This is a genomic window from Phycisphaeraceae bacterium (assembly GCA_020639155.1).
In the GTDB taxonomy this organism is placed as follows: domain Bacteria; phylum Planctomycetota; class Phycisphaerae; order Phycisphaerales; family UBA1924; genus JACKHF01.
Window position 1 is genome coordinate 21,747 of the sequence record JACKHF010000002.1, and the last position, 24,536, is coordinate 46,282.

At 54.6% G+C, this 24,536-nt stretch carries 20 protein-coding genes and 3 tRNA genes; 12 read left to right on the forward strand and 11 right to left on the reverse strand.

From position 1 onward, the window contains the following. The first annotated feature begins 44 nt into the window (after window positions 1–44). The 7 genes from H6815_10695 (at window position 45) to H6815_10725 (ending at window position 8,417) form a co-directional block, all read left to right on the forward strand. Window positions 45–116 (forward strand) — tRNA-Thr (locus tag H6815_10695). A 334-nt stretch (window positions 117–450) separates the two neighbouring features. After that, window positions 451–1,668, forward strand: coding sequence for an elongation factor Tu (tuf, locus tag H6815_10700; GenBank protein ID MCB9860905.1), 1,218 nt, complete (start codon window positions 451–453; stop codon window positions 1,666–1,668). Window positions 1,669–1,789: 121 nt separating this feature from the next. After that, window positions 1,790–1,978 (forward strand): 50S ribosomal protein L33, encoded by a 189-nt coding sequence (rpmG, locus tag H6815_10705; GenBank protein ID MCB9860906.1) that lies wholly within the window; start codon window positions 1,790–1,792, stop codon window positions 1,976–1,978. Window positions 1,979–2,057: 79 nt separating this feature from the next. Next, a tRNA-Trp gene (locus tag H6815_10710) sits at window positions 2,058–2,131 on the forward strand. Window positions 2,132–2,195: 64 nt separating this feature from the next. After that, entirely contained in the window at window positions 2,196–2,867 is a 672-nt protein-coding gene (gene secE / locus H6815_10715) for a preprotein translocase subunit SecE (GenBank protein ID MCB9860907.1), read from the forward strand. A 152-nt stretch (window positions 2,868–3,019) separates the two neighbouring features. Beyond that, a complete protein-coding gene (nusG, locus tag H6815_10720; GenBank protein ID MCB9860908.1) occupies window positions 3,020–3,691 on the forward strand; it encodes a transcription termination/antitermination factor NusG in 672 nt (223 codons plus the stop codon). Between the two features lie 178 nt (window positions 3,692–3,869). Further along, window positions 3,870–8,417: a hypothetical protein gene (locus H6815_10725; protein MCB9860909.1), complete on the forward strand. Its 4,548-nt coding sequence runs from the start codon at window positions 3,870–3,872 to the stop codon at window positions 8,415–8,417. 86 nt (window positions 8,418–8,503) lie between these two features. Here the strand turns inward: H6815_10725 and H6815_10730 are convergent, their stop codons facing one another. Next, window positions 8,504–9,307 (reverse strand): hypothetical protein, encoded by an 804-nt coding sequence (locus H6815_10730; GenBank protein ID MCB9860910.1) that lies wholly within the window; start codon window positions 9,305–9,307, stop codon window positions 8,504–8,506. Between the two features lie 341 nt (window positions 9,308–9,648). Here H6815_10730 and ychF point away from each other — a divergent pair, with 341 nt between their 5' ends. From ychF to H6815_10745, 3 genes are all read left to right on the forward strand, one after another. Beyond that, the gene (gene ychF, locus H6815_10735; GenBank protein ID MCB9860911.1) at window positions 9,649–10,752 is read left to right on the forward strand and encodes a redox-regulated ATPase YchF; all 1,104 of its coding nucleotides are present in this window, start codon (window positions 9,649–9,651) and stop codon (window positions 10,750–10,752) included. Between the two features lie 76 nt (window positions 10,753–10,828). After that, window positions 10,829–11,575: a protein kinase gene (locus H6815_10740; protein ID MCB9860912.1), complete on the forward strand. Its 747-nt coding sequence runs from the start codon at window positions 10,829–10,831 to the stop codon at window positions 11,573–11,575. Window positions 11,576–11,765: 190 nt separating this feature from the next. Further along, the gene (locus H6815_10745; GenBank protein ID MCB9860913.1) at window positions 11,766–12,128 is read left to right on the forward strand and encodes an RNHCP domain-containing protein; all 363 of its coding nucleotides are present in this window, start codon (window positions 11,766–11,768) and stop codon (window positions 12,126–12,128) included. Between the two features lie 53 nt (window positions 12,129–12,181). On the opposite strand, the gene H6815_10750 is transcribed toward H6815_10745, so the two are convergent. From H6815_10750 to H6815_10760, 3 genes are all read right to left on the reverse strand, one after another. Next, entirely contained in the window at window positions 12,182–12,478 is a 297-nt protein-coding gene (locus H6815_10750) for a hypothetical protein (protein MCB9860914.1), read from the reverse strand. Window positions 12,479–12,504: 26 nt separating this feature from the next. Beyond that, window positions 12,505–13,059 (reverse strand): hypothetical protein, encoded by a 555-nt coding sequence (locus H6815_10755; protein MCB9860915.1) that lies wholly within the window; start codon window positions 13,057–13,059, stop codon window positions 12,505–12,507. Window positions 13,060–13,135: 76 nt separating this feature from the next. Beyond that, complete coding sequence (locus H6815_10760; protein ID MCB9860916.1) at window positions 13,136–13,816, reverse strand: hypothetical protein; 681 nt, start codon at window positions 13,814–13,816, stop codon at window positions 13,136–13,138. A gap of 118 nt (window positions 13,817–13,934) precedes the next feature. Here H6815_10760 and H6815_10765 point away from each other — a divergent pair, with 118 nt between their 5' ends. After that, window positions 13,935–15,284 (forward strand): class I SAM-dependent methyltransferase, encoded by a 1,350-nt coding sequence (locus H6815_10765; protein ID MCB9860917.1) that lies wholly within the window; start codon window positions 13,935–13,937, stop codon window positions 15,282–15,284. 12 nt (window positions 15,285–15,296) lie between these two features. Here H6815_10765 and H6815_10770 read toward each other — a convergent pair whose 3' ends face one another. After that, window positions 15,297–15,941 (reverse strand): DUF1801 domain-containing protein, encoded by a 645-nt coding sequence (locus H6815_10770; GenBank protein MCB9860918.1) that lies wholly within the window; start codon window positions 15,939–15,941, stop codon window positions 15,297–15,299. A gap of 79 nt (window positions 15,942–16,020) precedes the next feature. Further along, a complete protein-coding gene (locus tag H6815_10775; protein MCB9860919.1) occupies window positions 16,021–17,013 on the reverse strand; it encodes a hypothetical protein in 993 nt (330 codons plus the stop codon). A 193-nt stretch (window positions 17,014–17,206) separates the two neighbouring features. On the opposite strand from H6815_10775, the gene H6815_10780 reads away from it, so the two are divergent. After that, window positions 17,207–17,288: transfer RNA gene (locus H6815_10780), tRNA-Cys, on the forward strand. 92 nt (window positions 17,289–17,380) lie between these two features. Here H6815_10780 and rpsP read toward each other — a convergent pair. The 5 genes from rpsP to H6815_10805 all read right to left on the reverse strand — a co-directional run bounded on the left by rpsP (window position 17,381) and on the right by H6815_10805 (window position 24,513). Then, a complete protein-coding gene (gene rpsP, locus H6815_10785) occupies window positions 17,381–17,737 on the reverse strand; it encodes a 30S ribosomal protein S16 (protein ID MCB9860920.1) in 357 nt (118 codons plus the stop codon). A gap of 167 nt (window positions 17,738–17,904) precedes the next feature. Next, complete coding sequence (locus H6815_10790) at window positions 17,905–18,636, reverse strand: hypothetical protein (GenBank protein ID MCB9860921.1); 732 nt, start codon at window positions 18,634–18,636, stop codon at window positions 17,905–17,907. Window positions 18,637–18,743: 107 nt separating this feature from the next. Next, window positions 18,744–20,585, reverse strand: a complete 1,842-nt coding sequence (locus H6815_10795; protein ID MCB9860922.1) for a cation:proton antiporter — start codon at window positions 20,583–20,585, stop codon at window positions 18,744–18,746. A gap of 139 nt (window positions 20,586–20,724) precedes the next feature. After that, window positions 20,725–23,271, reverse strand: a complete 2,547-nt coding sequence (locus H6815_10800) for a hypothetical protein (protein MCB9860923.1) — start codon at window positions 23,269–23,271, stop codon at window positions 20,725–20,727. A gap of 222 nt (window positions 23,272–23,493) precedes the next feature. Next, entirely contained in the window at window positions 23,494–24,513 is a 1,020-nt protein-coding gene (locus tag H6815_10805; protein MCB9860924.1) for a prepilin-type N-terminal cleavage/methylation domain-containing protein, read from the reverse strand. Window positions 24,514–24,536 lie beyond the last annotated feature (23 nt).

Below are 24,536 nucleotides of genomic sequence, written 5' to 3' on the forward strand. Positions count from 1 at the left end.
TCTGGTGTGCATTGTCACATCCCATTGGGCTGACAGACTCTTGTGCCGTTGTAGCTCAGTGGTAGAGCACTCCCTTGGTAAGGGAGAGGTCATGGGTTCAAATCCCATCAACGGCTTTCTTGGATTGCAGCGGGCAATGGCAGATCGGCGGATGGATTGATGCCGATGAAGCGGAGCCGGGCAGGCTTTTCCTGCGTCTCGGCGTGCCTTTTCCTTGCAGCATGACAATAATCAGAGCCCATCGCGTACCGGTGCTGTATTGGTGTGCGTGGGAGCACGACCCGGACGAGAGTTCAGGTCAGTTGGTGGTCGGTTCGGCGGTGAGGGCACAGGGCCCGACCGGGGGCTCAACACCAGAATCATCGCCACTGTTCGTGGGATGCAGTTGTTTATCTGTAACCCGAACGCGGAATCATCGGAAGAAACGTAGTTGTTGGAGGCAATCAAGCCATGGCCAAGGGCGTCTTTGAGAGAACAAAACCACACGTGAACGTTGGCACCATCGGTCACATCGACCATGGTAAGTCAACACTGACCGCAGCGCTTAGCGCTCGCTCTGCTGTGAAGTTCGGCGGCGAAGCGAAGACATACGCTGAAATCACAAAGGGCGGCACCGTTCGTGACTCCAACAAGACGGTCACGATCGCATCGTCGCATACAGAGTATGAGACAGAGAATCGTCACTACGCGCACGTGGACTGCCCAGGCCACGCCGACTTCGTGAAGAACATGATCACCGGTGCTGCACAGATGGACGGCGCGATTCTTGTCGTGTCCGCTGCTGACGGCCCCATGCCGCAGACACGTGAGCACGTGCTGCTCGCACGTCAGGTGGGTGTGCCTTACATTCTTGTGTTCATGAACAAGATCGACCTTGTTGACGATCCGGACCTGCTCGACCTCGTCGAGATGGAAATCCGTGAGTTGCTCAACAAGTACGACTTCCCCGGAGACGACACCCCGATCGTCCGTGGCTGCTCAAAGCCCGCGATCGAGAATCCGTCCGACGATGAAGCAAACAAGTGCATCGATGAGCTGTTCGAGGCGATCGACAGCTACATCCCGACACCAGAGCGTGAAGAGGACAAGCCGTTCCTCATGAGCGTTGAGGACGTGTTCTCCATCAAGGGTCGTGGTACGGTTGCAACCGGTCGTATTGAGCGCGGTGTTGCGAAGATCAACGACAAGGTGCAGATCGTCGGTATCCGTGGAGAGCCGACCGAAACAGTTATCACCGGTATCGAAATGTTCAACAAGTCCATGGAAGAAGGTCGTGCGGGCGACAACGTCGGCGCGCTGCTCCGTGGTGTTGACAAGGACGGCATCGAGCGCGGCCAGGTGATCTGCAAGCCCGGCTCCATCACGCCACACACCAAGTTCAAGGGTCAGGTCTATGTGCTGACCAAGGACGAGGGTGGTCGTCACACGCCGTTCTTCAAGGGATATCGCCCGCAGTTCTACTTCCGCACAACCGACGTGACCGGTTCGGTGTTGAAGCTGATCGGTGAGAACGGTTCCGAGGCAGAAATGTGCATGCCCGGCGACAACATCACCATGGAAATCGACTTGATGGGCAAGCCCGTCGCGATGGAAAATGGTCTCCGCTTCGCTGTTCGCGAGGGTGGCCGTACCATCGGCTCAGGCACCGTCATCGAAATCATTGAGTAGTTTGCTCAAATAAGACCCCGCTCCCTTGGCTTACCGGCTGGGGAGCGATTTTCATCAATGCGATTCCACTCGATCGGCTTGCCCAATCGATGTGGTGGGAAGTGTGAGGAGCCGATCCGCAATGGCCAAGTCCAAGAAAAAGAATGATGCCCGCGAGTACGTGTGGCTGCAATGCACCGAGACCGGGCTGCTCAACTACCGCACCGAGGTCAATGTCAAGGGCGGTCTGCCCGAGAAGATGAAAGAGGGCATCAAGAAGTACTCGCCGTCGCTTCGCAAGCACACGGTCCACAAAATCAAACGCAAGTAATACCCAGCAACAAGGGCAGCGTTTCTGCTGTCTGCTGATGGTGAGACCACGTGAAACACTCCGTTCCACGTGAGCACGAACGTCGGTAGCTCAATTTGGTAGAGCAGCGGATTCCAAATCCGCAGGTTGCGGGTTCGAGTCCCTCCCGACGTGTTGGACAGTTTGGCCCGCTGGTCCTTCACCACACGTCTGGGACAGGATCGAGGAACACAGCAGCATGTCATTCGGCATTTACAAGCAGGGACAAGGCTACTGGGTACGCACCCTGACTGCGGTGTTCATTGGCACGCTGTTCCTTGCCTGTGCTGCGTGGCTCTTCAACGAAGGCACCACGCTGGCAAATGTGCTGCCGCGTGCCTCCTCGCAGGTGTATCTTGAAAACCCCGATGGAGTTACGCCCAGTGTTGGTGACGTTGTTCACTTCTTCATTGAGGGAGAGAATGGGAGTCTTGAGGAAGCGGGCTCTGCAACGGTGCAGGGCAAGACTGATACAGGCAGCCTGTTGATCGACACAATGTCTGCTGGCGCGGAAGTATCAAACGACAAGATTGTGCGCATTGAAGGCCCGAACGATTTCGCTGCAGTGCCATCTGTGATTCCCGGAAAACCAGTGATCGAGCCGATCTTTATCTCAGGTGGTCTGGCAGCTCTGACGATTCTCATCGGAGCGATTGCCGTTTATTACTACGTTGGCGTCCACAAGAAGTCGTCCGAGTTTCTTATCGCAACGGACATTGAGATGCGCCGCGTAAACTGGTCGACACGCAAGGATGTCATTAGATCGACGGTTGTGGTCATTGTGGCGTCGTTTGCGATTGCAGCATCGTTGTTTTTCGTTGATTTCTTCTTCGAGTGGCTGTTCAGCGCGATGCGAATCCGCCGGATGTAGGCTTATTCCCTTGTGTCCGGGCCTGGAAAGGGCGTTCGGGCTTCATTCGCCGGATTGCCATATCCCTCCTACCATATGCAGCCGCTGGCAAGATCCCGCTGGCTCGGCCCACCCGTGTTTTCATGTTCAGGTTCGATTCCAAGGCCCTCCGTATGGAGACCCACACTGTGGCAACAGAAGAGCACACCACTTCGGAACAGACGAGCGTTCAGACCGAGTCCAGTATTGAGGGCATGATTCCTGCTGGGGAGGCGATGCGCTCAGCGCCGGGTATGGACTGGTTTGTGCTTCGTGTTGCATCAAACAAGGAATCGTCTGTTCGGGACACGCTGCTGCGCAAGGTGCAGATCGAAGGCATGACCCATCTCGTTGCGAGGATCCTTGTTCCGACCGAAAAAACAAAGGTCATCAAGAGTGGCAAGCAGAAGATCCAAGAGACAAAGCTCTACCCGGGATATGTCTTTGTCGAGATGAAACTGGAAGAGGATGGCCGAATCCCGCAGGATGTGTTCTTCCTCATCAAGGAAACCACGGGTGTTGGAGACTTTGTCGGCACGGCCGGCCGACCAACACCGATGAAATCACACGAGATCGAGAAGATGCTTATCGACTCGAAGAAGCCCGAAGAACTCCCGGATATCAAACTCGCGTTTACCAAGGGTGAGCACGTCACGATCAAGGATGGTCCATTCGAGAACTACGAGGGCACCGTCGACGAGATGCTTCCCGAGAAGGGGTTGGTTCGTGTGCTTGTCACCATTTTCGGCCGACAGGCACCAATCGAGATCGAGGAGTGGCAGCTCGCCAAGGTTGGTAGCGAGTAAACGAGAAATCACTCCGACTTCACTGTTGGTTCATCTTGTCACATCAAAGTAAAACCGTGTCACAACGACGCGGTTTTTTCATCGAAACACCGTGTTTTTCTTATGTGAGCATCCTCACTCACGGTGTTCAAAGATGTGACCTACGCTGGCGCACGTTGGATTTGTTGGAGGTGGACTTATGCGCAAACTCAAGCGTCGTACAAAGATCGTCCTCGGTGTGCTCTGTGCAGTTCTTATTGTGGGACTCGTCGTGCTTGCACTCGTGCCGACGATCGCATCGGGCATAGTCAAGTCGAAGGTGGCATCTGCGCTCGGGGCAAAGATCAATGGGAGTGCGGAAGTGGGGAGCGTCAGTCTCTCCTGGTTTGGGCCGATCAGGGTAGAGCATGTCGTCCTGAATGAGCCCGACGGCACGCGTGTTGCGGATGCGAGTGTACACATTGATGCAGGCCTGCTGTCCCTTGCGCGTGGCTGGCTTGCAAAGAGTGTAAACCTTGGCACAGTCACGGTGAAGGGTGATGCGACGGTTTCATACCACGCCGACGGCACGTCGTCCATTGATCGCATTATGAAACCCGGGCAGACAGGATTGGTTCCGAAGAGTCCTCCTGCAAAGCCATCGCCCTCGGGGCCGATTGATCTCCCGCTTGCGATTGCTGGCACAATCGAAGTGAAAGATCTGGTGCTCAATGTTGAACGTCCGAGTGATACCGGCACACACCGAACCGCAACAACAGAACTCACGGGCACTGTGACATTGTCTGCGAACGAAACGGTGGTTGATCTTGCAGGGACGTTCAAGGAAACTAGTGCGCCGAGTTCGGGCACAATCACAATCGATGTTCGATCGACGGATCTGATGCCAACATCGAAGTCCATCGACCCGTTTGGCGCAACGTATGTTGGTTCGATTGATCTGAATAGTGTGCGTGCGATCTGGGCGGACACACTCGCTGGAACAGATGGGCTTGTGGTTGCAGCAGTGGGAGAAACTATCAACGCGAAGATTCAGTACACCGGTGATGCCGTTGATGGCATGGGTGTTGCAACTGTGAACGCACCCAATGCCTCACTTGATGCGAAGATCAAACGCAGTGCGTCAGGCATTGAACTAACGGAGCCTGCGACAGCATCTGTTGCATCTGCAGAACTGATCGAATGGATCGAACAATCAACGGGCAAGCCGCTCATCGATCCGAATCTTGCACAGCTTTCCTCACCACCCCGCGCGACGCTGACGATCAACACGTTCTCGGTACCAGCCAAGGAGGGCAAGCCAGATCTTGCAGGACTGGTGTTGGATATGACAACGCAGGTTGATGCCTTTGCACTGAAACTCATCGGCGAGGGCACTCAGGCTGGTACGTATGACGTCGCCGCGATGAATGTGCGGGCAACGACATCCGGACTCGCTGATGGCTTAAGTGTGACCGGCGGTACCAACGTGAAGAAGGACAACGTGAATGCGGGCACACTCACATTGAACGTGCAAGCGCCGCACGTTGTGAATGCGTCAGGCAAGGTAAATAGTCCAATCGATATGCTGATCTCGGGTGAGGTTGCATTGAACGGTCTGAACACAGCGATACTTGAGCCCTTTCTGGCGCCGCGTGGATTGAATGCGGCGCGCGACATCGGTCCAGTTATTTCGATGTCGTTGAAAGCGCAGGCACCGCAGGCAGACACGCCTACTCCGGTTCAGGTTTCGGTCGCCTCTGACAATGTCGCGAGTGATATCAATGTGCAGTTGACCGGGCTCTCTCAGGGGCAGTCGCAGCAGCCAATCAGCATTGCGGTTGCGAAGGGGTCTCATATGCGTGTAAAACGCCTGAGTTCCGCACTGCGCGCAATGCTTGGAGATACCGGGCTTGATCTGACGAGCGCGGGCTCGGTTGATCTTGCTCTGGAGGTTGACAAGGTACGCTTTGCAAGTCAGCCAGATGGTTCACGTTTGATGTCACTTGCTGATACATCAGCTGATGTCAAACTGACGCTCGGTCAGATCGCTGGCACGATGCAACTGGTGCAGAACGAGACCGTGTCGCAAAGAGAACCAGTTCAGCCGCTCCCCTTTGCGCTCCAACCAACGACAGTGAGCGTGCACACAACAAAGCTCAGCGACGGAGTCAGTATCGATGTTGATGGCGCTCTGGCACTGAAGAACGCTCGGCCTAGCTTGATCAATACAGAACTGAAGCTGACAGATCTTCTTACAAGTGACGGCTCAATCGGCAAAGTGTCGAGCGCGAAAGTGACTGGTTCTGTGTCGATCGAGCAGCTCGCGTTTGATGTGCTCCGCCCGCACCTTGCTGACACGTTTGCTCTGGATGTTCTGCAGGGATTTGGCGATCGAGTGACGGTCAAGCTGTCCCTGACTCCTGAAGAGAGCGCCGTTGGTGTGTTTGGGCTTCCCGCGACGCGAGTTGTGATTGATAGCTCGGGTTCGGTCGGGGGAACCCCGCGTGGCATGATGAAGGGCGAACTGCATCTTGCTGACAATGCTGTTGTCATCAATGAACCTGGTCTGACTATTGCAAACTACACCCCATTGCGCCATTTCGCAGATGACATCGAGACCAGGACGGGCGACGCATTTTCGATTGTACAGATCGGCTCGCACGAGGTGCGGGTACTGAGCGCCCGTGTGCCAACTGAGGATCTATCCGTCGCTGGTATGTCAAAGTCGCTCGCTGCTGCGATTCGATATACACCGTCATCAGTTGTGCTGAGCTCAAGAGAATCAGCCGATTCCCCTACAAGCAAAGTGTCATTGCCTGCGGGTACGTTCGATCTGAGTATCAAAGACGGTGTTGTAGCAACAACTTCAAACTTGACGATGCAGGTAGCTGCTTCGAACGGTCAGAGAACAGAAACGGTTGATCTTCGTGGTGTTGACATCAAGCTCAATATGCCCGCCGCCGCAATAACAGAAGAATCAAAGCAACGAGCGACACTTGCGATGTCGGCGGCTGTTGATGGTGTACAGCAGCAAGCTCAGTCTCCATCAAACGCAAGCACACTGCGGATTGATGGGTTTGCAACGATTGCGAAGTCGAAGCCGAACGGACCGTTCGAGCTCAACATCGGCATCAAGGATGTGCCGTCAGCGCTTGCCGATGGGTTCCTTCATATTGCAATGCCTGATACAAAGATCAGTGCAGTTGAAGCGCTTGGTCCGTTTGTTGGTGTGCAGGTTGATGTGGATGGTGCGTTCGAGCTTGTGCCGCCTCCCGGAATTGATGGTCCTGCTGGAAAGGAGGATCTTGTTTCATCGCCAGCATCGGTGACGGGCACGCTGACACTGGCATCAAACAGATTGAAGACAGTGAAACCGGTGAAGATTGCGCTGAATCAGGACGCTATCGAGGCGCAGCCTTTCAATCTCGCGTGGACAATTACGCCCGCAATGGGCTCGGTGCTTCTACCTGCGTCAATGGGGCTCGCGATTGATGCACCATCGCAGGTACAGCTTGATGTGAGCAAGCTCAGGCTCTCAAGACCGAAGGCGCAAGTTGCAACTATTCCAGCAGTGGGGCCGTTGAAGCCCGATGTCTTTGCTTTGAATATGGCAGTGTCGTCGCCGGCACTGTCACTGAAGGCTCAGCGCATGCTGCCCGGTGCGACAAAGGATGCTGCCCCAATACCCGGCCCTGCGCACCAGATGCGTGTGACCGATTTGGGGTTGGATCTGTACAACAAGCCGAATGGACAGCTGGAGCTTCGAGGGAATGCACTAATCGATGGCAAACCTGCAAATGCAGAAGGCATGAAGGGTATTGCCCTGTGGGGTACACTGGACGGATTCCGAGATGCGCAGGGGATCGTCACTACAGACACAGCAAAGGTGTCAGCCGACATTCTGTTGCGAAAAGTACCGACGCTGTTCGTTGACGCGCTGATTGGTCGCAAGGACATGGCAGCCGAGGCGCTCGGGCCGCTTGCGTATGTCACATTGAAACTGCGCGAGGCAAGCGCGACCAGTGGCTCGGTGACAGCCGAACTCAGTTCTGAGCGGGCAACAGGCGATCTTGCCGGAGTTATTCGCGATGGTGTATTTGTTTCGACCGAGCCAATCTCGTTTACGTTGAAGGAACTTTCACCAGCTTTTACCAAGTCGCTGTTCCGTAGCGTTCCTGTGATTGGCGGCATTACAAAGTCAGCTTCCGAAGATCCAGCTGTGCTGAAGATTTCGAACGTGCGTTATCCGCTTGATGGTGATCTTCACAAGCTGAATGCGACGATGTTCTTTGATCCTGGGACAGCGCAGGTGCAGGCTGGTGAGTCGCTGCTCGGCAACCTTTTACTTCCCGAGCTCCGATCTGGCCCGAAAGTCGTTGGCAGGAAGCTCGACTCTATGACTGTTACCGTTGAGAACGGCATTGCTCAGTACCCCAAATACACCGTGCCGCTGGGTGAGTTCTCGGTCAGTTCCTCCGGGAGCGTTAACATTGCGGATCGAACAATGGACCTTGTGACATATCTCCCGCTGGGCGCTGTTGCGACTGAAACATTGGGGGCCGCAGGGAGCGATCTCAGCAAACTGATGCTGAACCTTGACGAGATCACGCCGCTGCCGTTCCGTGTCAAGGGCTCATTTGCAGATCCATCAGTCAAACTCGATGAAAAGATGCTCATCGAATCTGTTGGTAAGCAGCTTCTGCGTCCTGATCAGATCATTCAGAAGGGACTTGATGGGGCCTTGAAGGATCTGATTGGTGGTGGGTAAGTCCCCGTAGGCGTGACTCAAATGAAAAACCGATCACATGCACATGCATGTGATCGGTGATCAAAGCGGAATGATATTTTATAATATCAGGCTGTGCGGCGACGGCGTTGTGAGCCGAGCGTCAGCATACCTGCGAGTCCGAGACCTGCTGCTGCTGGCATTGGAACATTGGGGTGATCTGTGGGGATGAAGTTCGCGTCGTACCAGCCCTGCTTGTAGTAGGTGAACTTCTTGAGCTTGTCGTCATAGGTGCCATATGTGCCGAACTGGAACGATGAGCCACTCACGGTGTGCAGCCAGATACCAGCAGTTTCACCGAATGCAACGCCTGTCCATGGTGTGTTGCCGGGGTTCGCTGGTGAGTGGTTCTGGATGATGCCAGCATCAATGGTGAAGGAGACGCGACGTCCACCACCTGAGACATCGTTGATGCCTGCGGAGAGCAGGAAGCTGTTATCGACGATGGAGTTTGTGATGAAGTCAGCATCACCGCTTGAACCATCACCATTGCCATCCTTGTAGGATGTGTCACCGTTCACGCCGTTGTATGCGTATGCAGAGACAACCAACTGATTTGAGCCTGCCTTCTTGCCGAAGTACAGGATCGCCATCTCGCCAGCGTGTCCCTTTGGATTTGGGCCACCATTGATGGCTACCCAGAGACCATCGGTCTTGCGATCATCGAACAAGACGTCGAGTGTGAACTCGTTTGTGTTTGTGTCGAAGCTTGCAGACACCGTGTTGAACTTGCCAGCTGCATTGCTGTTACCGCCGTAGGGGAGTTGCCCCTGCGCATTTGCGGAAACGCTGAAGCTGTACACGGGACCAGCGATAGCAGCACTTGCAGCCGCACCAAGTGCTACTGCACCCACGATCATTGCGCGAAACATGATTTCTCTCCGCTCTTTCTCTTTTCTTCCATGACCTGCCGACGACACGAACGGAGCCGCCGGGACCGCTACCCCCATACTGGCGAGTATTAGCCAGCCGAAGTCTACACGAAACCCCGACGAATGCATCTGAAATTGACCATTTTTCCACATTTTTCGAGGATTACACGTCCAATTCGCAGAACTCTAATAGTCCAATAAAAATACTGATTCTTCCAGACCATTTTCGATGGATTTTTTCGGTCACAGTTTCGTATTGGGCTATCATCGAGGCCCAAATTTACCGTGCTGGGGCTTATGTAGTACGGGTGCCACCCATTTTGTCATGCTGGAGATTCGGTATGGAAGCAGGCCTGCTGGGGCTGCCCAACGTTGGTAAGTCCACCCTGTTTAATGCTCTGACGAGAGCTGGGGCACTTGCTGCAAACTATCCGTTCGCCACGATCGAGCCGAACGTTGGTGTGGTGCCGATTCCTGACCCACGGCTTGAACAGATTCGTGAACATATCAAGTCAGAAAAGATCATCCCAGCTTCCCTGCGGATTGTGGATATTGCAGGTCTTGTGCGCGGGGCAGCCACCGGTGAGGGGCTAGGTAACAAGTTTCTGTCGCACGTGCGTGAGGTTGATGCCCTGGTGCAGGTCGTGCGTTGCTTTACAAAGGCTCCAGGCGGCGAGGATATCACTCACGTTGACGGCTCGATCGATCCGGTTCGTGACATTGACACGATCAATACCGAACTCATTCTTGCTGATATGCAGATGATCGAGAACGCGCTACCAAAGGCTGAACGCGCTGCACGAAGCAAGGACAAGATGGCGGTTGCAATGGCTTCGGTCCTGAACCAGGTCAAAGACATTCTTGATGAAGGGAAACCGGCACGGGCCCTCACGCTGGATGATCCCGACGAAGAGAAAGTTTCGCGCCAGCTTGGGTTGCTCACGCGGAAGCGGATTCTCTATGTGATGAATGTTGACGAGGATGATCTTGATGGTGCTGGCGAGCACGCGTCCCGTGTTCGCACACACGCCCAGACTGAGGGAAGCGAGGCGGTTGCGGTGTGCGCAAAGCTTGAGTCCGAACTCGTTGAGCTTGAGGGCGAAGAACTCAACGAGATGCTGGAATCAATGGGCATTGCTGAGCCAGCACTCAACAAGCTTGCTCGCGCGTCGTACCACCTGCTTGGACTTCAGTCTTTCTACACAGCTGGACCAAAGGAAATCAGGGCATGGACAGTGAAGCAGGGCGCAAGCGCGCCGCAGGCGGCAGGTGTGATCCATACCGACTTTGAGCGAGGGTTCATCCGGGCTGAGATCTACTCTGTTGCAGATCTGCTTGAGCACAAGTCTGAGAAAGCGATACGCGAGGCAGGAAAGATGCGCATCGAGGGCAAGGGGTATGTGATGCGCGATGCAGACGTGTGCCACTTCCTCTTCAATGTGTAACGGGCTGGATATGCTTTTGGTCTGATCCCACATATGCTTGCCGGCTCGCAGAGTGTTTGAGGAGCACGCAGGCCACATGCCCAGGGACGAACGAGACACGCGACTCTATACCTTTGATCTTGCGCCGGGTCGTGTTATCGGCAACAAGTACGTGGTTGAGTCGCGCCTTGGTGGTGGCTGGGAGGGCGAGGTGTATCGCGTCAACGAACGCAGGACCGGTGCCCGTCGTGCTGCAAAGCTCTTCTTCCCACAACGCAACGAGCGGGACAAGGCAGTCGACTTCTACGCGAAGAAGCTGGAGCAACTCCGTGGATGCCCGATCGTCATTGAGTACCACCATCAGGAAACCCTGCGCTACAAGGGGGCTCCGGTCTCGGTGCTTATCAGCGAGTATGTTGAAGGCACGATTCTGTCAAAGTTCATTGCTGGACGCCCAGGCAAGCGATTGCCCGAGTTTGAGGCTCTGCATGTGCTGTACGGACTTGCAGCAGGGCTTGAGCAGATCCACACCCGCCGTGACTACCACGGCGATATACATGCGGGGAACGTGTTGATCCAGCGGCGTGGCGTGCACTTTGATGTGAAGCTTGTCGACCTGTTCAATCTGGGAAGGCCGACGGCTGCCAACATTCGAGAGGATGTTGTCCAGTCCATTAAGCTGTTTTATGACATGCTTGGCGGGCAGCGCTGGTATCAGGCCCAGCGTCAAGAGGTCAAGTGGCTTATTTGCGGGCTCAAAAGATCGATGATCGCCAAGCGTTTTCCGACGGCACGGCACCTCCGCGAACACCTTGACACATTTCAGTGGTTCGCCAACGACTAACGTGCCTAGACTTTATCTGATGGCACCCATTGCTTGATCCAACACGCACCCGCCTCTCCATCTGAGAGCTGTCTCGCGAAGCCCCTGTCTCGGCCCGCTCGCGACTGCTGTTGGTGTGTGTCTACCTGCCGAGGATGATTTCTTGAGTTCCCCAGCGGTCTTTTCGCTGGCTGATGGATATCTCATTCCAATGCAACGAACATCTCGCAAGCGTCCCAATGAGTCGGACGGATTTACCTGTATCAAATGTAAGAACCACATTTCTGGCTATGCATCGGGCACACAGCATCGAAACCATTGTCCACTATGCCTGTGGTCGCGACACCTCGACGAGCATCCCGGCGATCGGAGAAGTGTGTGCCGATCGTCCATGCAACCGATCGCGATAGAAGTCCGTGATAACGGTGAGTGGGCGATCGTCCATCGATGCACCGGATGTAATGTGCTTCGGGCCAATCGTATCGCGGGGGATGACCACATTCTGACGCTGCTCGCACTCGCGCTGCGACCAATGGCACAGCCCGCGTTCCCGCTCGACTATTTCGGGCAGTAGCTTTGCGATATATGCAGCACAGCGCGCCGTGTGGTGCGCGTTGTGCTGCGCAGTTATGGTTTGGTTGTTCGTGTTCTGAACAGCCACAATCCTGCAACGAGTCCGAGGAAAATCCACGTCCAGATGAGCAGTAGCGTTGACCAGTCTATCCCGTGGTCAACATAAAGAAACTGTACTGGAGATGAGTACGCTGTCCAGAAGACCTCGTAAATGGGAATAAACTTGCCCCTGAAGTGCGGTGCGTTTGGTACACCCTTTACAAGCACTGGCGGGTACAGCGTGGAACAGAAAACGAGTACCCATGCGCCAAGCACAAGCACCCGCTGAACTCGATTCAATCTTATCGTCATGGTTTGCAACTGTATGTTGCGCAAGATCACCTCCGCTTCAGATCGAACCTGTGACGGTTGGAATCCAGTTTCTCACCCATATACGTGCCCCAGTCTTCGATGAGCGTATTCGAGTCTGGCATATGCAACACGAGGCTTCCCATATAGCTCCCATCGGCTGAAACAAGATTTGACACACTCTCAAACTTGAAGGGGATAGACCCATCTGAAGCAGTTGAGGTTGCAACCATGCGAGGCTGATTCCCTGCTGCGCAGTAGTGTGTTATGACGAGTTTATTTCCATCAAGATGGTACAGGTTGGTCATCTCGGCTTCGGAGTCTCGAAACATGATCTCGCGAACAGCTGAGCCAGCAGCAATGACATCGAACTCCATGGCAAGATGTTCCTGACCATTGTCATCGGTCATATACCAGTCACCTTCAAGTGCCTTGATCTGGTCAAACATGGCGGCGGCTTCGGGTGTTGGCTTGCCAGCAACACGAGCGCCCGTTGCAAGTGTGTCCACGCTGTGCGTGCTCGTGCACCCTGCGAATAAAACAAGAGGGACCGTCGATGCTGTGATAACTCGAACTATCTTCATGAAAAGCTCCTTGTAAGTGAGGGTCTGTTGTCAAGTCTGCAAGATGGGAATGGATCTGCAACTGCTCATCATAGTATCATGTCGATGTTGCGGGTGCATCTGGCCCACTCCGCACAAGGCCACGCACCAGCGTTATGACCTGATTCCACTCCTGCTCATCCTTTGTTTCGCGCTTGGGAATACGGATCACGACGCCGGTGCCGTCGAGCATGAGCGCTGCTTCCTCGTCAAGTGGTTTCAGATTCAGGTGAGAGAACATCATGAGCTCTTCACTGGGCCAGAGCACGATGCGTTCAAATGCACCTTGCCCAAAGATGATGGTGTGCGTGGGCTGGACACAGCAGAGTTGTCCCTCCGAAATAGTAATCTGTGTATGACCGAGATCGATATCTCGAATCCTCTCAGCCATTGCACGAGCCGTCGTGAGCATTGTCTGAGCAACGGCCGCATCAGAGCGAAACAGATTGGGAAACCCATTGAATCCGAGAAAAACGATGACAAAGAATACAAGCCACGTTGAGACTCTCTGCTGGGTCAGATCCTCAAACGTCAGTAGCAGTACAAACAGAACAGCAGCACACACGAGGGAGATAATGCCGAGCTTCTTGCGCGCAAGCACCAGTGAATCCATGTGGCCGACCAGCACCGAAGATGCGAGCGTGAGTGCTGCGTAGTCGTTGCGAGTTATTTGCAGACTCATTGTGATCTTGGGAGGCGGGCAATGCTCTTTGGCACTGTCAGGTGGGTTGGCCAGCATGTGCAAATATAGTCGAATTGTCCTTTGCGTGACTGCTTCGTCAGGATGAGCTAGCTTGCCTGCCAATGTCGTAGAATGTGCTAGTATTGATTGAAACCGTTCTGATGAAGGAAGCCACATGCTTAGTCACAAAGAAGAGACACAACGCCCAATACGTGTTGAGCCGCCGGAGCAGACAGCTTCACTGCTACCAGAACATGGAAGCGTGCTTCTTCAGTTGAAGGAAAGCATGCTCAGTCGACAGCCTGGGTTTCGTGGAAGGTATCCGAATCATGTTCCGCCTTCGTTCAGTTTTCTTGCCGCCGACGAACAGCAGGTGATGCTGGAGTGGTATGAAGATGTGACAAAGCACAACTATCGAGGCGAGGCGGGCCCGCCGCTGATGAGTGCCATACTTGGGTTTATTATGGGGGGCGGGATTCGACGTTTGGTGCAGTGCGGGCATGCGTACGGGAACAGCGCACTCTTGCTTGGGTTCATGATGCGCCGAATGGGGTTCAAGAACGGACTCGTATCCATTGACATTGGCCGACAGTACACGCGATATACGCAAAGATGGATTGATAAGGCTCAGCTGAACGATTATGTCAAACTGATTCTCAGTGATTCGGTTGCTCCTGGTATTGTTGAGCAGGCATCTTCGTGCATGGGTGGGGCGCCCTGTGGTGTGTTTATCGATTCGTCACACATGTACGAACATACGTGCAAGGAACTTGATCTGTGGTACGACGCAATGGTGCCCGGTGGCATGATGTTCCTTCATGACGTGAGTGACTTTGCTGCACAGTGGGATATCACAGGACAAGGAGGAGCGCCGAGGGCAATAGACGAGTGGATGAGAAAGAGGCGTATCGATGTTCTGCGTCTCAATCGCATATGCGCAATGCAGCCGAGCGAAAATGTGTATGCGGATGGATGCGGGCTTGGCATAGTGCAAAAATCACATGTCAGTATTGATGAGATGCTCACGTATGAATCGGATGTTCTGGAACTGCGGTCAAAGAAGTCCGAGTTTCACCAGATCCCATTGCGGTCGATGAGTGGCACCGGCGAAGCGAAGATCGTGGGTCTTTGTGTAAATGGGAATGCAACAAGCATCACAAGGCCTGTTCAAGCCAAGTCCGGCGAGCCGCTTCAAGTGGATTTGTATATCCGACCGAGCGACTCCTTGCAGGAGTGTGCGGTTTCGTACACCATCAAGTATTCCAACAAGTGTGTGTCTGAAGGAAACCACACATGCAAAGCCGAACTTCGGAAAGGTGCATTTTATAAAGTTCGGCTTGAGTTGCCGAGACCTGATATGCGTGCACATGAGAAGGGGTTGTGCTACGTTTCTGTAGGATTGTGCAATACGTTGACCAATCAACACATCTGCTGGGCCGACAACGCGTTTACACTCACTGCACAAGCCGACTCGAAGAGTAATCCCGGCTCGTTCGCGATCTTATCTGTCGAAGAAGTTGTGTAGTTGCTGAAGCGATCATCGTTTCTTTGTTGTAGCTCTTTTTGTTGTGCTTTTCTTTGTCGTTGTTTTCTTTGTCACTTTGCGGGTTGTTGACTTCTTTGTGACAGTCTTCTTCGCAACCTTCTTCGTATTCGTTTTTCTGGTGGCAGGAGCTTTCTTTGAGGTTTTCTTCTTTGATGCTCGTTTGGAACCGTACATCGCGAGATTGTTTTCGTATGACGCGATCACCTGCTTGACAGGGGCGCGTTTTACCGCTGCGCCGATCACGTTGAGTGGGATGTCCTCGATCTTTTTGAACCGAATGCAACTCTTGCCCATGTCCAGGCGCTTCGCGTTGCCCTTCTCGACCTCTTTGGCCCATTGCTGCTGCAGCCATATCGCGCTGTCGGGTTCCATGTAGATCGAGCACATATAAATCGCCATGTGGTTCTTCTGCGACGCGATGCTCATGAACGGCAGCGGCTGCTTCGGGTCACAGTGGTACCCAGCGGGGTACAGCGAATGCGGAACAAAGTACCCGATCATCCCGTACTGCATGCCCTCCTCGTACCCCTTCGGAAGGTTCTTGAGAACGACAGCACGCACCTGCTCGATCGCGGCACGGCGATCAGCCGGGAGTTCCTTCAGGTACTGCGCGACGGTGGTGGCTTTGGACTGCATCGAAGAGTATATGGCACACGCACAAACGTGTAACTTTACCTGTGGGCACATTCAACAGGTACAAGCCTCTCCCATGATACTACTGCAGCGGTCGCAACTCGTTTGTTTCAACAATCTGGAAGAAGCTTGGCAGGAGCATCGGCCTGTGATGGGTGTGAACGACGAGTCCGGTGACTTCCAGCTTGATTGTTGTGCCGTACTGCCCGACAACCTTTTCGATCGATTCGAGTGCCTGACACGGGAGGATCGGGATCGGTTGGTCATACAGAGACGGAGCCTCAGAAATATTGCCGGAGTTATCAAGCATGAATGTCCATGCGCCACTGACCCGGCCCACGCGCCCGGTGCGACGAAGAAGCGACCGGTCCTTTGTGTAGGTGCGCATGGCGGTGGTTTCGGTGCTGGATGATGTTGAACCGGATGTATCAGAACTCGAAGGATCTGTTGCAAGCGCTCGTGGACCGCGTTGTGCCTGCTCAAGTTCTTTGATCAGTGAGTCCACACTCGGATCAAGTTCATCCGGGTCGAGCACGTTTGGCGGCGATGCGATGTTGTCCAAATCACTAGACGATTCATCCTGATTGGTTAGCTGTGGTGAACCAATATCGTCAAGTGTTGCGGGACGCGCAGTTGACGGGAGCAGATAGTTCCAATCGTGGTATACATACACCCTGCCACTGCAGACGAAGAGATGATGCCGCGCACTTGATGTTGCAGCGCCGGACTGACGCGCAAGCGTGTCCTGCTCGTTCATCGTTTCGAGAATGACATCAAAGCCTGGGGATGGCAGCAGGATCATTGGTCGTGGTGTGGTGCCAGAGGCATCGCGCGCAAAGATGATGAGGCGTTCGCCGGTAGCAATCGTGACCACGCGACCGAGACGTGCTGGTACGAATGTGCCTTCAGGGAGGAGCTTTGGCAACTCATATACCGGCTGCTCACCCGGCAGTGTAACTTCCGGTGTCGGATCGGGCTGAGCGGGTTCGGACCCATCCTGCGCTCGTGCGTGCGCAGCTATCACGATGAGCAACATGAACACAGTGATTCGGAGAAGTTTCTGGATACTGGGCATGATCTATTGTTCGTCCGATGCAGAGTTGAGACACCAGAATGTGAGCCTGTCACCCATGGGATGCGTGGAAGCTCAAATCAGGTCAGAAAACCAACGGCAAACCACGATTTCGTAGCTTCCAGGGGTGTGTTGGCATAGAGTTTCGGCCCGTATCAGCGGGGTTCGGCTTGGCAAAGGGACGATTTTTTGAATCGGCCGTGTGCCAGAGTGGACAAATGGGGCGGATTGCAAATCCGCAGGCTTAGCCTACGTGGGTTCGAATCCCACCGCGGCCTTTGAGCCAAGCCGAAAAGAAAACGCAGGAGCCGAATGGCTCCTGCGTTTGTTATTTTACTACACGTTTGCTCGGAGGTCCCAGATTGTGGGGTTACTGGGCAGCTTCTGCCTTTGCAGCTTCTGCTGCCTCGGCAGCGGCCTTTTCGGCGGCTTTCTTCGCTTCTACCTTGTCACGGGCAGCTTTGCGCTCCGATTCCCACGCAGCAACGTCACCGACGCCATGCTTTGCGAGCAGATCGCGAACGGTCTCACTTGGCTGAGCACCAACGGAGAGCCAGTGTTTCACGCGCTCAACATTGATCTCGACTTTGTCGTCACCACGTACCGGATCGTACCAGCCAAGCTGTTCCAGAGACCGACCGTTTCGACGAGAGCGCTGATCGATCGCATGGATCCGATAGAAGGGGCGATTCCGGCGACCAAGACGCTGCATGCGGATGCGAACCACTGCCATTCCTCCAAACATTCATCAAACCACTGCCCGCGCTAGCGGACAGCCCACCACACCAGCGGATTCTGGTGAGCGGCGATTGTAGCAGATCTCCATCTCCGCGTCCAACCGCACCAGTTGGTTGGGGCGGATTGGGCCTGTTCACGGCAATCTGGATGTGGAATTTATTGCTTGGCAATGATCGTGTACTCAGTGAGCGCCGGAAGTCCGATCTCGGCACGGGCGGTATTGGTGGCTTCGATGCTCTCTATTGGTGGCGGCTGGATTCCTCCCTTGGCTGGATCAAATGGGATAGCGGTGCCATAGAGCTGGGCCTTCCCGTCATGCTGGAGTGCTCGATCGACCATCATCGCGTACTGCTTCGCTGGCATTCGCCCTGCAAGCACCTCCTGATGGAATAGACCACGCTCCCGAGTGAAATCGTCGATCTGCGCATGGATCAGCACTGCGGTTATATCCGGAGCCTGCTCGCCCAGTCTGGCTGCGTGTGGGTATCCGAACTCGCGTGTAATCTCGACAATCCGGGCGAAGTTCTTCCGATCAATAGCGGTCTGCAATGACATCAAATGCTGCTCTTCAGACTTTGACAGAGTAACTCCCTCGCGATGACGCCTGATCATTTCCTGCATCTGTGCATCATCATCAAGCGATGTCAGACGGGTGAGTTCGGCCTCGTCTGTTGTGCCCCATGAGACGCTTCGGCGATACTGCTGATCGGTGCGTGTGATTTCCTTCAACTCGGCGATGAGTGTCTGCTTCTCTGTGTTGCTAAGTGCATCAAGACTGTGCGATTGGTTAGTATGTGGTGTTGCTGTGCATCCAACGAACACTGCAGGAACAGTACAGCACAATAGTATCGAGAAACACTGAACACCATGAATGTGAAATCTCGCCATCAGAAACCTCATACAAAGCTATTTACACATGTTGACACACAAAGACACCATGAGGTGTTTCATAACGAAGATGCGCGTGGTGACATCTGTAGTCAGAGGTTCGGCAGTTATTGATCGTCTGGCGGGCCGATTGCAAGTCCGATGATCGTGTAGTCTTCCGGTATATCATCGAGGTCAGCGTCAGCCTGGACCACCTTTGTGTCGCCGTTAGGAGCAATGGTCACAAGTGGGGCGTTGATGCCCTTGCGATTGTCCGCCTCAAATGCCTTGATGCGAGCAAGCCCAAGATCGAACTGGAAGAGCAGATGTCGCAGCGGTCGTCCCCATGGAAAAACAACGCCGGAACTTCCACTTTCGGGTTGTTTTCGTGACCATATAAACCCACGTCCGGATCCGAACCGTTGAGCACCCCAGCGCGCAAGATCATGATCAAGTTCGGCGTTGTCGGTAATCGAGAGCAGCCAGCCGAATCTATCCGGGCTTGCCTGCGATTCAAGCCAGCGAAGATCTGTTGCGTTTCCGCGTGTTGCAGGAAGTCCGATCTCGGCTGCTTCTGCGATGTTCGCAGCATTGGAGTCGAGTAATCGAACAGGTACACCAGCATCACGTAAGGCCTTCGCAAGTTCACGACCGGCCTGATGCGCACCAATGATGACTACGCCGTTGGGCTTTCCTGCTCGTACTTTCAGGAGTGTGGCTACCGGACTTGCAAGCGTCCCGCCGAGAAGAACAGTCACGAAGATAACCAGCACGACAACCGTCTCAAGATTCTGCACATGATCCAGTGTTGCCTGGTCTACTGATACTGCAGGGTGACCCGTGATGGCTTCTGCGTCCGTGTGCGATGTCGCGTGTGTTGTGTATGTTGAGAACTGCAGCGCAACAATGGATGCCATCATGGCAGCAACGATTCCTCGAGGCGCTAAAAACGCAATAAACCATCGCTCGCGGATCGAGAGCGCACTGCCAACCGTTGCACCGAGCGCTGATACCGGTCTAACAACCAGTATCAGCAGTGCAACAAACACAATCTCGCGCCAACTGATGTTAAAGAGACGCTCAACCTCGAACCGGGACGCGAGCAGGATAAACAATGATCCGAGCATCACGGTCGAAATGTTGATCGCAAAGTGCTGGAGCGGTTCGACGTTGGCATGCTTTGCCCGAACCATGATGAGGCCGCACAGTGTTGCTGCAACAAGTCCTGCTTCGGGCGCAGCAAGCTCGCTCAGACCCACGGAAGTCATGCAGCACGCGATGCCGATCAGAATGATTGTTCTGTCACGCCCCGGTGAGGCTGTTGGCACTCGGTTTATGAGGTGTTTACCCAACCATCCAGATGCAACTCCAAAGACAGTGCCAGCGACAAGTGGCTTCACATAAAGCAGCGCGGCTGTAAACCCTGTTTCGTCGGCCCCAGCAAAGTGGCGTGCGATGACCAACTCCAGTGTAGCAACCGCCGCAATAACGCCAATGGGGTCAATCAGGATGCCCTCGGCCATGAGTGCGGCGTGCAGATTTGGTTTGAGCGGGACGCGACGAAGGATTGGCTGGATCACGGTTGGGCCTGTCACGATCAGCATGGCACCGAGCAAAATGGAAAGATCCCACGGCAGCTTCATCACAAATCGGGCTGCGAGCGCTGCGAGTACCCACGTGATGACAGCTCCGATTGTCAGAAGCCCTTGCACCGCCTTTGGTGAGGAGTGCAGTGTGTCTCGATCAAGATGAAGGCTGCCTTCAAAGATGAGCAGCGCGACAGAAATACTGACAATCGCGAGCAGTCCAGCTTCGAGTGAGTCAGAATCAACAATGCCAACCTTGCCTATGGCAAAGCCTGCGAGCAGCAGTGGGAGGATCGGTGGAACACGTAAACGGTTGGAGACGACGACGATCGTTGCTCCAACGCCTGTTGCGATCGCCAGAGATTGGACAGCAAGGCCTGCCATACGGGGCAGAGGATAGGTGATTATGCTGCTGGACGGAGGTGCTGGACTGATTTAACAAGGAAAAGCCCACCCGACTCGGTTGGAATCGGGTGGGCGAACGAGTAGCACACGTGTGTGTGCATGTCACAGGGGGCTGAGATTACGGGCAACCAGCCGCGTACTCGTTGCCGAAGCAGATGTAGTCGAAGATGTTGAGTGAGCCGCTGCCATCGCAGTCGGCGTATGGCAGACCAGCTGCGTATGCATTGCCGAAGCAGATGTAGTCGAAGATGTTGAGTGAGCCGCTGCCATCGCAGTCAGCATAGCAAACGCCGCCGAATGCATCGACGTCATCCTGATCAACAACACAGTCGCCGTTCATGTCAGCTGAGAAGTCAAACCCGACAGCTTCTGCGATGTCGTCCCATGTTGCTTCACCGTCGGTCACGAATGGGTTGCCGGTGAACTGCGCCATGACGTAGTTTGAGTCGTTGGCGTCGATAACACCGTCTGCACCTGTCGGAGCGAATCCGCGGGTTGTCAGACCAGCAGTGTTGGAGATATCAAAGCGTGAGTCACCAGCGGCGTAGGTCTGGCCGCTCGCCCATGTTGTGCCGAAGAAGTTTGCGTTGCCTGTGACTGAGGCTGACGCGTTATCAACAGCTGTGAAGCCCGCGACACGGTTGACGCAACCGGTGGACCCATCGATCACAAGACCGTCTGCCCAGTAGCGGAGGTCTTCTGCATCGAAGTTACCGTCACCATTGCCATCACCGAGAACCTCGATGATTGCTTCTGAGCCGAGTGTACCAGCAATGGAGCCTGTGCCATCGGGTGCAACCCATGCTGGGCCGCCATTGCGTGAGTGCCACGCCTTCATCATCTCTTCTGCGTCGTTGATATCGCGGACGCCGTCACCGTTGAAGTCGTAGGCAATCTTGTTGCGCATGTTGAGTGATGTGCCGTAGAGCACGGTATTGCCAGCCTGATTGATGTAGTTGTCGCCATTGGCAACGCCGTCAGAGTACACGACGCCGGTTGTACGGCCGGGAACGCGACCAGCTGTGTTTGTGTTGAATGTCTGGAACGCAGGCAGACCGTGAACGTTTCCTGACTGATTCAGGATGTAGGTCTGAAGAGCCTGGTTCTTGTCCGGATTTGCAACGATCGGCACGTAGGTCGATGCGGGGTTGGGATTGATCACCGGAACGTTGTCTGTTGCAGCAAACAGGAGGAACTGTGATGCAAGATACTCACCTGGGCTGAAGAGGGTTGGTGAGCCACCGGGGATCGCAACGAATGCCGATGTTGAGCGTGTGATGTTGTTCACGTACGCGGAAACATTCGGGTTTGCAGGGGGCTGAACAGGGTTCGGGTATGCGCCTGTTTCGCTTGGGTCCCAGCCCCAACCGCCGGTGGCGGCGCTATCAGAACGAGGATCGCCCATGGTGGCGATACCGCCCGGACCGATGATGTTGTAGCCGTCAACACCAGCATCGAGCAGATTGGTGAGTGTCGGACGTGCATAGACGGTACCACCCTTGATGTCGGAGCGGACTGCAAGGAAGTCCATGTTGCCAGCGATGAGCCAGCCCGATGACTCGCCGCGCTCGGTACCGGTATGACCAACCGCGAGACGATGGTTCAGTGTGGTGTTGTCCATACGACCTGAGCTGCCCTTGTTCGACGGCTGGAAGTCCGGACCGAGCAGATCGTTCGCGCTTGAGACGGTACGGTCACCAATGTTCTCACCAACGCCCCACGACGGATCGAGACCGATGCCGTTCATGAAGGCGTTGCGTGTGCCCGAGCCGGAGTCGCGGGTGATCTTCATCAGGTTTTCACCGTTGATACGGCGACCCGTTGCAGCAAGATGGCGGAGATCGGACATGTCGATCTCGCTCATGCCGACGCCGTAGTTCACGATCGCACCAACCGGAGCGAGTGTGATTGCTGTATCAAAGACTGTGTGGTCATCCGGATTTGCTGTGTTGACGTTGATGTCGCCGTTGAGACCGGAGAGGGACTTGAGCTTGTTGCTCTGTGAGGCTGCTGTGCCGTCCTTGTTGACAGCGACGCGCGGATTGAGACCGTATCCAGGAGCACCCGGAACGCGGTTGTACTGCTCTTGGCCGTTCGGAGAGACAAACCAGCTAACCGGCACGTCGAGAGCAGCAAAGTTCATCTGGAGACCAGCAACCAGCGGATCAGTGCTTGTGCTGACCTGGAAACTGCCGTCCATCAGTGAGCGGACGGGTGTGCCACCTGGGTTTGCGCCAACTGAAATGGGCTGGCCAGCGCCCTGAAGGCAGAATGCCTCGCGGTTCCAGATCGATTTGTCAGAGAATGAGCAGTTGAAGGTGCCGTTGCCGGGATCGCCGTCGGGCAGTGTTGCGTAGGTGAAACCCCAGTCACGCAGTTCGGCAAGGCCGTTACCTGAGCCGACGATGCGATAGGTCACCTGCCAGTACTGGTCAGGCAGCCAAGGGAACGACAGATCGGTCGGGGCGAGCTGCTCGCCTGTGATGGTGTCACCATCGACATCGATGAAGTCGTTGGTTGATGCGGGTGCTTCGAACAGCGCCTGCAGAAGCGTTGCACCAGAACCGTTGATCAGGAACGGCGCTGTCTGTGCGCTCGCGACGGACGCGACGCTGCCTGCGAGTCCGCAAGCGATGAACTGAATCATCCGTGTATCGTTTCTCATCTTTGTTTTCTCCACTCTTCGAGTCTCTTCTTCGAACATGATTCCCTCTGTCATTCACGAACTGCTGGTGCGCGAGGGATGCATGTCGCACCACAGGGAGGATCTGGATGGACGAACGAGCGCATACAAACCGCGCACAACGCACAAGTGCATTTGGGGTGCGGTCAGGATGCCGTCAACAAAGCACAAACCCGAGCTTTCGCCTGGGTTTGTGTTGATAAGTTAGTTCGGCCAGGGATTTCGCTCAGTATCGACACGGTTATCACCGGACAGGCTGTAGAACTTGTCGCCCCACAGACGTTTCTTCACAGATTCTTCAATCTTCATTCGCTGTACATGTCCATCAACAAACGTGAAGTTTGCCGTATCGCCGGGATGATTGCGGCTGACAGCATTCAGCGTGGTTAGACCGTTGTTGATCAGGTTTTCACCAAGCTTGTCTGCAGGCAGGATTTCATCTGCAGATGGGTAGGAGAATCGTCCCTTTGGTGCAGATGCAAGCGGCTCGTTGTAGACATTCGAGCCTGAAGAAATACCTATGAAAGGCGTGATAGGTCTGTGGCTCTTGACGATGCTGTTTGCAGGATCAGCGAGAGATTTCCAATCATTTGAATCGTGGAACTCGGTTGCGAGAATTGTGCTCGCAACAAGTCGAATGTTTGAGCCACGAACCAGACGGTTCTTTCGAAGAGAGCCGACATTGAACTTGTTTCGCGGGAAAATGGCGGCATTTCCGGCGATGCCGATTCGGGGAACCTGGCGATCAAGAGGGGTTGCCGATCCAGGTCCGTTGCCAAGGTCATTCTTCTGCCAGAACTGCCAGTCCTGTGGTTTTTCGCCGGGATTGGCGCGTGGTGCGCCACGATCAGACGTTGCCGGGTTTTCAAAGGCATTGCCAGCAACACGACCTTCACCAAACAGTGCCCAGCTCCAGTGGATATAGCCGTACCCGAGATTCGGGTTGGTTTGCTGCTGGTCCTGCAATCGCCACAATCCGGACTTGTCGTCCTGCCCGTACACGTAGGATGGTGGGAAGTACTTGTTGTCCATGTCGTACATCGTGACAGCGGTCGTCACCTGTCGCAGATTATTTGCTGAGACCGTTGCCTGTGCTTCCTTGCGGGCACGCCCAATGGCTGGGAGCAAAATGCCGATGAGAAGGGCAATAATTGCAATAACAACCAACAGTTCAATCAATGTGAATCCGAAACGCTTACGGCGATACACGTGTGAGTCAATCATTCAGTTCTACCCCTGTGGTTCGT